Source organism: Streptomyces sp. NPDC016640 (genome assembly GCF_043076215.1).
Lineage (GTDB): Bacteria > Actinomycetota > Actinomycetes > Streptomycetales > Streptomycetaceae > Streptomyces.
The window spans coordinates 362630-374939 of record NZ_JBIBRG010000007.1 but is presented as its reverse complement, the minus strand read 5'-3'; the positions used below and the strand labels follow the sequence as shown (position 1 = coordinate 374939).

10 protein-coding genes and 1 pseudogene are annotated in these 12310 nt (G+C 71.0%); 5 read left to right on the top strand and 6 right to left on the bottom strand.

Annotated features, from left to right (window positions below; translation table 11 throughout):
* Positions 1-35: 35 nt before the first annotated feature.
* Positions 36-1106, top strand: a complete 1071-nt coding sequence (locus ACF07S_RS17595) for a TerC family protein (RefSeq protein WP_391974531.1) — start codon at positions 36-38, stop codon at positions 1104-1106.
* Positions 1107-1631: 525 nt separating this feature from the next.
* Here ACF07S_RS17595 and ACF07S_RS17590 read toward each other — a convergent pair.
* The 4 genes and pseudogenes from ACF07S_RS17590 to ACF07S_RS17575 all read right to left on the bottom strand — a co-directional run bounded on the left by ACF07S_RS17590 (position 1632) and on the right by ACF07S_RS17575 (position 6582).
* A pseudogene (locus ACF07S_RS17590) lies at positions 1632-3550 on the bottom strand (NAD-binding protein).
* Positions 3551-4068: 518 nt separating this feature from the next.
* The gene (locus ACF07S_RS17585; protein ID WP_391974530.1) at positions 4069-4527 is read right to left on the bottom strand and encodes a CBS domain-containing protein; all 459 of its coding nucleotides are present in this window, start codon (positions 4525-4527) and stop codon (positions 4069-4071) included.
* Positions 4528-5003: 476 nt separating this feature from the next.
* Entirely contained in the window at positions 5004-6113 is a 1110-nt protein-coding gene (locus ACF07S_RS17580; RefSeq protein WP_391974529.1) for an SPFH domain-containing protein, read from the bottom strand.
* Between the two features lie 31 nt (positions 6114-6144).
* Positions 6145-6582 (bottom strand): NfeD family protein, encoded by a 438-nt coding sequence (locus ACF07S_RS17575; protein ID WP_391974528.1) that lies wholly within the window; start codon positions 6580-6582, stop codon positions 6145-6147.
* A gap of 257 nt (positions 6583-6839) precedes the next feature.
* Here ACF07S_RS17575 and ACF07S_RS17570 point away from each other — a divergent pair, with 257 nt between their 5' ends.
* Complete coding sequence (locus tag ACF07S_RS17570) at positions 6840-7049, top strand: hypothetical protein (protein ID WP_391974527.1); 210 nt, start codon at positions 6840-6842, stop codon at positions 7047-7049.
* Positions 7050-7665: 616 nt separating this feature from the next.
* Here the strand turns inward: ACF07S_RS17570 and ACF07S_RS17565 are convergent.
* Entirely contained in the window at positions 7666-7911 is a 246-nt protein-coding gene (locus ACF07S_RS17565) for a hypothetical protein (RefSeq protein WP_391974526.1), read from the bottom strand.
* Positions 7912-8214: 303 nt separating this feature from the next.
* On the opposite strand from ACF07S_RS17565, the gene ACF07S_RS17560 reads away from it, so the two are divergent.
* The 3 genes from ACF07S_RS17560 (at position 8215) to ACF07S_RS17550 (ending at position 10322) form a co-directional block, all read left to right on the top strand.
* Positions 8215-8523: a hypothetical protein gene (locus ACF07S_RS17560; RefSeq protein ID WP_391964986.1), complete on the top strand. Its 309-nt coding sequence runs from the start codon at positions 8215-8217 to the stop codon at positions 8521-8523.
* 106 nt (positions 8524-8629) lie between these two features.
* Positions 8630-9328, top strand: a complete 699-nt coding sequence (locus ACF07S_RS17555) for a hypothetical protein (RefSeq protein ID WP_391974525.1) — start codon at positions 8630-8632, stop codon at positions 9326-9328.
* Positions 9329-9656: 328 nt separating this feature from the next.
* Positions 9657-10322 (top strand): maleylpyruvate isomerase family mycothiol-dependent enzyme, encoded by a 666-nt coding sequence (locus ACF07S_RS17550; protein WP_391974524.1) that lies wholly within the window; start codon positions 9657-9659, stop codon positions 10320-10322.
* A gap of 359 nt (positions 10323-10681) precedes the next feature.
* Here ACF07S_RS17550 and ACF07S_RS17545 read toward each other — a convergent pair whose 3' ends face one another.
* Positions 10682-12283 (bottom strand): peptide chain release factor 3, encoded by a 1602-nt coding sequence (locus tag ACF07S_RS17545; protein ID WP_391964985.1) that lies wholly within the window; start codon positions 12281-12283, stop codon positions 10682-10684.
* Positions 12284-12310 lie beyond the last annotated feature (27 nt).

The window sequence follows — 12310 nt, the reverse complement described above, 5'->3', positions numbered from 1 at the left end:
GACTGCCGATCGATGACGCTGGAGAGGTCGGAACCGTGCATGACGTGCCGCTGTGGATGTGGGTGGCGTTCGCCGTCACCGTGCTGGTGTCATTGGCTGTCGATCTTCTCGCGCACCGGCGGGAACACGTCATCGGTTTCCGCGAGGCCGCCGCCTGGAGCGGTGTCTGGGTGGGCTTGGCGATCGTCTTCGGTGGCATGGTGTTCGCGGTCGTCGGCACGAGCGCCGGAGTCGAGTACACCACCGCATGGCTTCTGGAGAAGAGCCTGTCGGTCGACAACCTCTTCGTCTTCGCCTTGATCTTCGGCTACTTCAAGGTGCCGCCCGCCTACCAGCACCGCGTCCTGTTCCTCGGCGTCCTCGGAGCCCTGGTCTTCCGCGGCATCTTCCTCGCCGCCGGTGTGGCGGTGGTCAGCCGCTTCACCGCCGTCCTGTTCGTCTTCGCCGCGATCCTCTTCTACAGCACATACAAGATCTACAAAGAGGAGGACGACAGCTTCGACCCCGGCAAGAGCATCGCCGTGAAGCTGCTTCGCAAGGTCATCCCGGTACAGGACGAGTACGCGGGCCCCCACTTCTTCGTCAGGGAGGCCGGGAAACGGGTCGCCACGCCGCTGCTCGCCGTCGTCGCCGCGATCGAAGCCGCCGACCTCGTCTTCGCCGTCGACAGCGTGCCCGCCGTCCTGGCCGTCAGCAGTGACGCCTTCATCGTCTACACCAGCAACGCCTTCGCCATCCTCGGACTACGCGCCCTGTACTTCATGCTCGCCGGGCTGCTCGACCGCTTCCACTACCTCAGCAAGGGCCTGGCGCTCATCCTCGCCTTCATCGGAGTCAAGCTCATCCTCCAGGCCTCCCACAAAACGATCAGTACCGCCGTTCCGGAAATTCCCTCACCCGTCAGCCTCGTCGTCATCGTCACCATTCTCGCCGTTTCCATCGGGCTGAGCATGGCTCGGCCCTTGCCGTCCAGCCCCGCTGATGACCGATCGCGGGCCGACGCCGACGCCATACCTGCGTCTGCTTCCGCCGAGGATGCCTCTCACGCAGCCGACCAGGAGCCGGCCGCCCATCACGACGGCGCCGACGAGCCACCCACCACCTGAGACCCGAGCGCTCGCCCAGAGATGGCAAACACCTCACAAAGTGGCGTTGCGGGTGCAAGCGGGCAGAGAAGGGCAGCCACGTCGTCCGGGTACGTCTGCCGCTCGTGCAAAGAGCCCGTACACGCCGTTGTGAAACGACACAGGACCATGGGCGTCTTCGTTCCCGTCTGGACCGCAGGCCCGTGCCACGACCCGCTGTGTCGGGAGTACGTGCCCGAGCAGGAGGCGATCAACTCAGCACGCACTCGCACCGGCGGTCAAAACCGCGCTCACCGAGCTCCGGCATCCGGGCACAGCCCGCGAGGAGTGAGCCTTCGTCGCCGACGGGAAGGCCCTGACTGCGGGAGCCGCCGCAACAGCGGCCACCGTCCTGCTCGGCTGGGACCGCATCGGAATCACCGGCGCGCCGGCCCTGGCGTGTCTGGTGGGGGCGCTCACCGCCCAGCTCTTCCGCCGGTCCACACGCCGTCCGTGACAGCCCTGATGCTGCGCCACCGGTCGAGAGCCTGTTCTCCTTCCCGCCTCTCATGGTGTGCGCAGCACTATGCGCCGGCCCCGCGGAGCAGGAGGGGTCTGGCGGCCGAGGAGTTCGGCCAGGCCCTGACGGGTCGCGGCGAGCACCACCCGGTCGTCGGGCCGCAACACGTATCCGGGGTGAAGGTCCCATACGAGTCCGCCGGGTCGACGGGTGCCGTCCGCTGTCGGTGTGGCGGCGAGGTCGGGCACCCGCTCGTCCGGTGCCGCCATGTCGATGGCCAGGACACGCCAGGCTCCAGGGCGGAACGACTCGGTGATCGTCCGCCCTCCAGCTGTGGGTGTCCGGCCACGTTCAGGGCGGCGAAGAGCAGCACGCGACGCTCGACGGGTATGGCGCCCAGGATCTGGCGGCCCATCATGGCCCCGGCGAAGGCCGGCGCGGCGAGGCTGGAGACACTGCGGCTGCGGGTGAGTGCCCGGGGATGGGCGGCACGCAGCGTGCGGTAGACGGCCGTGGCGAACTCGTCGTCGTACAGCCGCAGGGCCACCCTCAGGTCCGGTGTGACGGTGCGTGCGTACAGGGCCGCTTCCAGGTTGGTCGTGTCGCTGCTCGTGAGGGCGAGCAGCGAGTGTGCGCGGTGGATCTTGGCGGCTTCCAGCACGCCTTCCTGGGTGACGTCGCCGATGACCGTGGGAACGCGCAGGCGGCGGGCGAGGGGGATGCCGCGTGCTTCGGGGTCCTCTTCGACGCACACCACGGGGATGTCGAGTTCCCGCAGCCGGGCCAGCACCCGGGTGCCCACCTTGCCGAGACCGAGCAGGACGACGTGGCCGGACAGGCCGCGGGGCGGGCGGCGGAGCGAGGAGGCGACGCGGGAGGTGCCGAGCGCCTCCAGGACGGCCGCGAGCAGCACGGGCAGGAGCAGCAGGCCGGCCAGACCGGCGAGGAGTTGAAGGACCTGTCGCGCCGTTGGTTCGCCGATCGCCGGGTCACCGATCGCGAAGAGGTCGAGAAGGGTGAGGTAGGCGGCGTGCAGCGGGTGGTCACCGGTGGTGAGCCACGTCGCGACGGCCACGCCCAGTACGCAGGCCATCAGACCGGCCAGTGACCGGCGCAGCCGGCGTGAGAAGAGGGAACCCAGCGGCAGGCCGCGCTTCATCAGCCGTCGCTGTGCGGAACCGGACGCGGTGTGGGTGACGGTTTCGAGGACCACCGTGCCATGTCCGGTGGCTCCGGCGACGGTGTCGTCATCGGGAAGCAGAATGGGTGCTTCGCGGCCGCTGACGTCCGAGCCCTCTGCGCCGGCGGGGTCGTCCGTGGTCGACGAGAGAAGGGCGAGGGTGCACAGGCTGGGGCCGGCCGCCCGGCCGTGGTCAGACGGCGTGCGTTCCACAGCGCGCAGCAGCAGTCCGTCGGCCTGGACGACCTTGCTCGTACCCGCGACGGCGGTGGCCGCCAGCGCGGGCGCCGCCGTGTCCGCGTCCGACACAACGGTGGTGGAGGTGTCCAGGGCCTCCGGGTCGAGCCCGGGCACGGCGAGGGCCGCGGCCTGGTCGAGGAGTTCCTCCAGGTGCTGCCCGAGCTTGCGGTTGTAGAGCCGGATGACCAGCCGCAGCCTGGGATTGAGGCGACGCGCGGCCAGCGCGGCGCGGATGTTGGTCTCGTCGTCGTCATGCACGAGCGCCAAGGCCGCCGCCTCGCTCGCGCCCGCCGCGATCAGGGTGGACGCGTCGAGTTCGGCGGCCTCGACGATGCGGGATGCGGTGGTGGGGCCGGGGCCGGTCGAGGGCTCGGTACGGTTCATGGTGGCCTGCACCCGGCCGAGCAGAGTCCCGGCGAGCGTCCTCCCGCTGGTGGCACCAGTGGGCCGCAGTGATGGTACGACGAGAGTGACTCGTTCCCGGTACACCGTGGCGAGCTCGTCCGCCAGCCGCTCGGCGAGCGCGTCGTCACCGCACACGATCATGTGTCCCGGACGCGGCACGCCCCGTGCGGGCTGTGGGAACTGGATCATGCCGTACGGCACCCCCGTGTCAGTCGAAGGAGGAGCGGGGCGGAGGGACACGTACCACCGCGAGGACCACCACGTCCGGCGGCCCCCGATCGGCGGAACTTCCGCCTTCGTCCGTCGAGATCGCCGACAGGGCTTCCCGGCACACCGCGGGAAGCGTACCTGCTCCTGACGCGCCGTCACAGACGATCCACAGGGCTTCTGACCGCCAGTCGGCCGACTGTGGAGAGCTCGGCACTGGAGGCTGCGTAAACATTGCCGGAAGCAGGCGATGCCGTGTACAAGGTCCGCATATGACGATGCAGATCCCGACGGGGTAAGGCAGGGAGGGGCCGTGAGCCTCGTCCATCTGGCCTGGCGTACGGCGTCCCGGCGGCTCAGCGGGAAGAACTGCGCAGGGCCGCCGTAGGAAGGAGAGCGGCCGCCGTCGCCGTGTGGGGAGGAGTACCGGGTCCGCAGCCGGACGGCCTGCCTCATGCCTGGGTGAGGAAGTGTTCCATCAGCCGGGCTGCCGTGATCGCTCCCACCGTCCGCGTTTCCTGGCCGTCGCTCTCGACGACCGCCACCAGCGGCGTGTGCGTACGGATCATCAGCGCGGCGATCTGTGCGACACCCGTATCCGGCCCGACGACGGTCGGCAGGGTGCGGCGGCCGGGCAGCCACTGGGCGACGGTGAGTCCCTCGAGCTTCTCCGCCAGCCGCTCCAGCTCCGAGTCGTCGACGGCAAGGGCCCGAGCGGAATTCTCCAGAGCGTAGTCCGGGAGCACGACGCGCAGCAGCTGCGATCCCGGCACGATCGCGTACGGCCGCTGATCGGCATCAAGGACCAGCAACGCCGGGAGCCGCCGTTCTGCGAACAACCCGGCCGCCGTCACGGCATCGTCGTCGGTGAAGACCACCGGATACGGCTCGGCCAGGTCACGTGCTCGCATTTGCGGTCTCCTCTCCTCAGCCGACCCGGAGAGCGAAGCCACGAACTCGGCGGTACCACACCTGTCGCACGCCCAGGACTCGCCGGATTCGGCTCGTGGCCGAGATCTCGTGAACTGCCGACCGGACTTCCGGGCGCACGACTGCCGACTGTACCGGCGTCGCCTCCACCCGTCATCGGATGCGCCGTGGCGGCAGGGGCCGCCGGGCATTCCCCTCGGCGGAGGTCTGTGGAGGATCAGGGCTCCGGTCCGCCAGTCGAGGAAGCGGGCGTCGATGACCGCGGTCTGCAAGGGTGTAGCGGTGGCCCGTGTCGGAGGGGTCGATGCGGGTCAGGGTGTGGAGGCGTTCGAGGCGGAGATCAGGAGCGGCGGCCGGTCGCGATCCAAGAGGGCAATACCGGCAGGTCGGCGGCGCGCCGCAGCGGATCGTCGCCCGGTGGTGTCACGGCTGTCCTGGCGACAGCCCGCGGGTGGCCTCAGTCGCCGGACGTCTCCCCCCGGCGCGGCGCCTGGGGCGACATCGCGGCCGCGGCCTCCGCCTTGGCGTCGCTCACCGCGGCGGCGGCCTGCTTCCCGGCCTCGTCAGCAGCAGCAGCCGCGTCGAGCGAAACCGCCGAGCCTGCGTCAAGCTCCGGGACTGGACTTTCGTGCGACGTGTCGTCGGCGTCGGCGGTGGCTGCTTCCGCAGGTTGGGCGGGCTTGGGAGGGCCCGCCGTCGACTGATCACCGAACGCAGTGGTGACGGTTCGAACTGCCTCGGTCAGCTCCCCCGGGATCACCCAGAACGTGTTGTTGTCGCTGCTCGCCAGGTGCGGGAGCGTCTCCAGGTACTTGTAGGCCAGGACCTTCGCGTCGGCGTTGTTGCGGTGGACGGCCTGGAAGACGAGCTCCACCGCCTTCGCCTCGCCGTCCGCCCGCAGGATCATGGCTTGCTGCGTGCCCTGCGCCTCCAGGATGTCCTTCTGCTTGGTGCCTTCCGCGGTGAGGATCTTGGCCTGCCGCTCGCCCTCGGCGTGCAGGATGGCCGCGCGCTTGTCACGCTCGGCCCGCATCTGCTTCTCCATCGCCTCCTTGATGGTGTGCGGTGGATCGATGGCCTTGATCTCGACCCGGTTGACCCGGATGCCCCACTTGCCGGTGGCGTCGTCGAGGACGGCGCGGAGCCGGGAGTTGATCTCCTCGCGCGAGGTGAGCGTCTCCTCCAGGTCCATGGAGCCGATGACGTTGCGCAGCGTGGTCACGGTGAGCTGGTCGATCGCCTGGAGGTAGTCGGCTACCTCGTAGGCCGCCGCCCGCGGGTCGGTGATCTGGTAGTAGAGGACGGTGTCGATGTTGACCACGAGGTTGTCCTCGGTGATCACCGGCCTGGGGTCGGACGAGTAGACCTGCTCGCGCACGTCGAGTTTGGTGTTGATGCGGTCGGCCACCGGCACGACCAGGTTCAGCCCGGGTTGCAGCGTCCGGCGGTACCGGCCGAACCGCTCGATGTTGTAGCGGCGTGCCTGCGGGACGATCCGCACAGTGGAGGCCACGAGGAAGACGACGACGATGGCCGCCACAAGAGTGAGGATGACAACTGGATCCACAGTGTGCCTCCGTTGCTGTGTCGTCAGCCGTTCACGGAAGGAGTTCGCGGGGGTAGACGATGGCTGTGGCGCCTTCGATCTCCATGACGTCCACCAGCGCTCCCACCGGGATCACGAGGCTTTCGTCGAGGGCGCGGGCGGACCACTCCTCGCCGGACAGTTTGATCAGGCCACGGGTCGCGGTGACCTCCTGCATGACCTCGGCCCGCTTGCCGATCAGCGCGTCACTGCCGTCGCGGGTGAGGGGTTGCTGTGCCATGTGCCGGAGCGCGACGGGGCGGGCGATGACAAGACCCGCTGCCGCTGCCACCCCGAAGGCAGCGAGCTGGCCGAGAACGCCGATGCCCACACCTGCGACTACGGCGGCCACCAACGCAGCACCCGCCAGCAACCCGAAGACCAGTGTCCATGTGAAGAACTCCGCGGCACCCAGCACCCCGGCGGCGAGCAGCCATACGAACCACGACATCACATCGCCCTCCTTCCAGGGGCCTTCCCGACCGGGATACCCGCCGTGACGCCGGGCAGAACGGAAACCGGAGCCGTGGTTCTTGGTCGTTGAAGCGTTCGCCCTGACCGGCGGGGGAACGTACGGGCAACTGAAGGCCGCGCCGGCGGTGTCAGACCAGCGGGCGCCGGGTACGTCGGAATACTGTTCGGCCCCAGCACGTCGGCCGCGGTGCACGCCCGGGGCGGGCGGCACCGTCCAGGACGGGAGCGGTGACGATGACCATGGAACACATCGCCGCAGTGAGGGCCACCGGCGTCAAGACCGGGCCGCGCCGTCGCCGCAATCCACACGGCTGGCGTGGGCGTCCTGGTCTCCAGACCGCGGGCGAGCTGAGGACCGCCTCGCCGCGTCTGCGCCGCGAGTACGTGCAGCGGATCGGTGCCGGACTGCGTCATGGTTCCTCCTCCCGGGGAACCGACACGTAAGGGTTCATACCACGGTCACACACAGCCTTGCGGCACCACCATCGGGCCCAGCACCCATTTCCGCCGGTATCCGATACCCGCTGCTCGCCGGCACCTGGGCGCCGACGGTGCTTCTCCCCCGGCCGCTCCAGTTCCGAGTCGCGTGGGGCAAGCGCCTACGCGGCATCCTCCAGGGCGTGGGCAACAGGGAGCACTCGATCACAGAACGGCAGCAAGGGAGCAGGGACCGCGGCAGTCAGGCCGACGACGAAGGCCGGGAGGGTTGAGTCGCCGACACCGGTCACGCCCTGATGAGGGCACGATGGGGCCGGCTCCGCACAGTGCCGCGGACGACGCCTCGCGGCGGAGACGTTCGGCTCTGTCCGCATCGTGACCACGGTGCACAGGCCATGTCGACTCATGGATCAGGAGCGGGCGGGCGGGCGGAGTCACGTGCTGCCGCGATCTCCTCACTGCCCTCTGGTGCGGCGGGATCGGCAGATGGGGCATCGTCCAGTCACCGCCGGCCCTCCCCCGCAGGTCTGTGCGGCCGCCTCGCTTTCGCAGCGTTCTCCGTCACCCGGTCGCCTGCCGCGAAGACCTCACCCCGCTCCCCCGGCGGTCGTCGGGAAACCCGTCAGGCGCCCAGTTTGCCGACCATGTCGGTGAGGATCTGCGCGAGGTCGCTCAGGTCACGGTCGGTCGGCTCCCCGCCCAGCCGGTCCAGCAAGTCACGCTTGCTGATCACCACGAGCGCTCCCTGCGTGCCGTCCTCCTCGCCCGAGGGGGTGTCGACCACCCGGGCCCTGCCTTCCAGCAGTACGAGCGTGGCACCGTCGTTCCTGGCGTCACGGAGTTCCCTGACACGGGCTTCGTCGATCATCTGCCGGCCTCCGGTGGTGGGCTGGTACACGTACGCGGCCGGCGGGTGCCCCTGACCGGCGGTTCAAACCGCTTGGCGGAGCAGGCGGGGGAATCGTGCGGCAGGTCGCCGCACCGCTCCCCGCCGGCACCGGCGGCCTCGACGACCGGACCGAGCGCCGCACACGCGCCCTCAGCGGCGGACACGTCACCCCGCGCCGCGCCCGTTCCCGTCTCGCACGGCCCCGGTCGACGCCCGCAGACCGCGTGCGTGCGGCGTGATGTGCGGCGGTTCGGGTACTACGGACGGCCAGGAGGGATCGTCATGACGCGCGTGAAGCAGTACGCCGTGGCCGCCACCGGACAGTGGACGGACCAGGAGGAGGGCCGCCGTCGGCTGCCCTCGGGCGAGGTGCACGCCTGGGAACCGGGCCTGAACCAGACGGTCTGCGGGTTGTCCCTGAGCCGCTCGGAACTCGTCCGCTTTCCGCATGTGGTCTGGCAGGACGCCTTCCCCGAGTCCGGAGGCGCGGCGGACCGCGTCCGACGCATGTGTCCCCGCTGTGCCTCTGTCGCAGGACGCCGCGGCGGCGACGCCCGCCCTCGGTGGCACCGCACCAATCCCCGCCCGTGAGCGAGGGGGCGGCAGGGCGACAGGCCCTGTCCGTCAGCGGCACCCCATGGCGGCCGTGCGCCCCGCCGACGGCCGTCCTCAGTCCCGCGCCACCACACGGAACGTCTTGACGGAAGGCCGAGGGGGCGACGCCCTCCTGGCACTGCTCGAGCTGTTCAGCGTCCTCACCGCCCTGGGCAGGCGCCTGCCGGCAGGCTCCCGCATCCAGGGGATCGTCACCGACGGAGGCAGGGCCACCAACATCATCCCGGAGTACGCGGAGGGGCTGTTCGGCCGGCGCGCGGCAACGAGCGAGGCGCGGGAAGGCCCGACCGGGCAGTTGCGCGCCTGCGCCGAGGGCGTGGCCCACGCCACGGGCACCGGGGTCGAGGTGGAACGGGCCACGCTCCGCTACGGGCACTTCCGTGACAGCGGCCCGCTGCCCGAGAGGTTCGCCGAACACCTGTCCGAGGCGGGGATCGAGCCGACGCCGCCTGCGCCGGGCGTCTACCTGGGCTCGTCGGACATCGGCAACGTCAGCACACGCGTGCCCGCCATCCACCCCTTCGTCGCCATCATGGACGACGGGTCCGACCACACCCCCGAGTTCGCCACGGCGGCCGCCTCCCCCGGGCCCGCGAGGTACTCGTCGCCGTCACCGACGCGCTGGCCTGCACGGCCGCGGACCTGCTCCTCGACGCGGACCTGCGCGAGAGGGCGTGGGCACTGCACCAGGAGGCGGGACGCCGAGCGATGTCGGGCGCGGCCGTCGCCGGTGCCGGGCTGCGGGGTTCGGGCACGTCCGCTCCCGGCTCGCGCAGCCTGACGCGTACGACAAGGAACGGCCCGAGTATCCGCACTGGTACGTGGCGGCCCTCGCCGTCGGCGGCTCGGCACGCGTCGCCGCGATCGGCTCGCCCCTGCTCGGATCCCGGCTCGCCGCCCTTGACGGACCCGCTGCAGAACCTGGTACGTCCACCGCGGGGAGCCGCCGGTGCCCGTGCGGTCCGGGTGCGGGTGCCGGAGAAAGGTCACCCACGGGCGATGACTTCTCTCCGGAGCGGGAGTCCCCTCCCCGAACGCCCCTGCCGGGCGCCCGGCTGTCCGTGCCCGGGTGTGATGTGAGCACGGCCCATGACGAGAGATGTGAGCACATGACCGATCCGGGACTGGAAGCAGACCGCAGCCGCGGGACCGGGATCCGGCCCCTGATCCACACCGAGCGAGCGGCGCTGGCGGCCGATCTCGAGGATCTGTCGGCCGCACAGTGGGCAACGCCGTCGCTGTGCGCCGGTTTGACGGTGCGTGAGGTGCTGGCCCATCTCACCGCGGGCGCAAGCCTCGACACCGTGCGCTGGCTGGCGGGTGTCATCCGCTGCCGGTTCGACTTCGACAAGCAGGTGGCCATGCGGCTGGCCGAGCAACTGGGCGCGACTCCGGCCGAGACCCTCGAGCGGTTCCGGCACATCGTCCCGAGCGACACCAAGCCTCCCCTGCCCGCCGTCGCCATGCTGGGCGAGACGATCGTGCACGGCGAGGACATCCGGCGCCCGCTGGGCATCCGTCATGACCGTCCGATCGAGGTCGTCACGCGGGTCGCCGAGTACTACCGGGGATCGGACCTCGTGGTCGTTGCCAGGGGACGCATCGGTGGACTGGCACTCGTCGCGGACGACGGCCCCTTCGCGACCGGTTCCGGGCCGCTCGTGTCCGGCCCCACCTTGGCGTTGGTGATGGCCATGACCGGACGCGCGACGTACTGCGACGACCTCGACGGTGACGGTGTGGAACTGCTGCGCAGCCGCTGCGGGACGGCGTGACGCGGCGTCGCGGCATCGCTGCGTCCCGCCCGGCTCCGGACCGGTGGCCGAGGTGGAGCCCGGGGTCGATCGGCTGCCGTCGGGCAGGCGCGCTGACAACGGCGCGGTGCGGCCGGCGGGTCCGGCCCCTCCTCCACGGGGCCGGCGGCCTTCGGGGGCCCGCGCTCCGCTCCCCGGCGCTCACCTGGATCGCGGTCGGCACGGGCCTGGCCGGCCCGAACGCCGAGGCGGCCGGCAGGAGCGCGCGGGCCGCCTCCACCGCGCGCCCCGTCCCCGGCAGGGCCGCACTCCGACGTCCGGGAACAGCGGGGAGGCAGGTCGGTGACCTCGCCGCCGCGCCCCGTACGGGGTCACGGGGGTCAGTCGTGGGCGGCGATGAGGTGGTCGAGCCGTGCGTCGGGGAACTCGCGCTGGAAGGAGTTGGCCTGCCAGCGGTCGGGGAACAGGGCGAGCTGGGCCTTGTCCCGGATGCGGGTGAGGGCTTCGCCCTTGACGATGCGGGAGCGGTTGAGTGCCTCCGCGCCGGCGGCGTCGGTGGCACGGGCCAGGTGGTAGGGCAGGCTCTCCAGTCTCACGGCGGCGGAGAATTCACCGGCCATGCGCGTGGTGACGACGTCGAACTGCATGGGCCCGACGGCCGCGAGCACGGGCGCCTGGTCGCCGCGCAGGTCGGAGACGAGGACCTGGACCACGCCCTCCTCGTCCAACTGGGCGATGCCGCGCCGGAACTGCTTGGAGCGGGACAGGTCGACGGGCCGGACCACCGCGAAGTGCTCGGGCGCGAACGTGGGCATGGCCGGGAACACGACCGGCCGGTCGGTGTAGAGGGTGTCGCCGACGCGCAGCGCGGTGGCGTTGACCAGGCCCACCACGTCGCCGGGGTAGGCGATGTCGACCATGGAGCGGTCCTGTCCGAAGACGCTGTGCGCGTACTTGGTGGCGAACGGCTTGCCGGAGGCGGCGTGGGTGACGGTCATGCCCCGTTCGAAGACGCCCGAGCAGACCCGCATGAAGGCGATCCGGTCGCGGTGGGCGGGGTCCATGTTGGCCTGCACCTTGAACACCAGCCCGGAGAACGACGCCTCGAGGGGCCGGAGACCACCGCTCTCCAGTTCGCGCGGTCCGGGCGCGGGCGCGAGGTCGACGACGGCGTCCAGCAGCAGCCGTACGCCGATGTTGGAGACCGCGGCGCCGAAGAAGACCGGTGTGGAGCGGCCCGCCAGGAACGCCTCCTGGTCGTGCACGGCGCCGTCGGCCCGCAGCAGGTCCAGTTCCTCGGCCGCCTCCTGCCAGTCCGCGCCCTCTTCCAGGGCCGCCTGGCCGGCCGGGAGGATCTCCTCGGCCGCTTCCCGCGCCCCGCCGGGGGTGCGGGTGTAGCGCAGCATCCGCTCCGGCCGGCGTACGTCGATCAGTCCGCGCAGGTGCCCGGCTTCGCCGACCGGCCAGGTGACGGGGGTGGGCTTGAGGCGGAACTCGCGCTCGATCTCGTCCAGCAGCTCCAGGGCCTCGCGCCCGGGCCGGTCCCACTTGTTGATGAACGTGATCACCGGGATGCCGCGGTGCCGGCAGACGTCGAAGAGCTTGCGGGTCTGCTCTTCCAGGCCCTTGGCCGCGTCGATGAGCATCACCGCGCAGTCCACGGCGGCCAGCACGCGGTAGGTGTCCTCGGAGAAGTCGGCGTGGCCGGGGGTGTCCAGCAGGTTGAGCACGCGGTCGCGGTGCGCGAACTGCAGCACCGCGGAGGTGACCGAGATGCCGCGGGCCTTCTCCATCTCCATCCAGTCCGAGGCCACCCCGCGCCGCCCGGCCTTGCCGTGTACCGCGCCCGCCTGCGTGATGGCGTGCGCGTGCAGGGCGAGGGCCTCGGTCAGCGTGGACTTGCCCGCGTCCGGGTGGCTGATCACCGCGAACGTCCGCCGCCGGGCCGCTTCGGAGGCCGCCCGCTCGCCCGAGGTACTCATCGCACCGCCTCCGAGTCCGTCACCGCG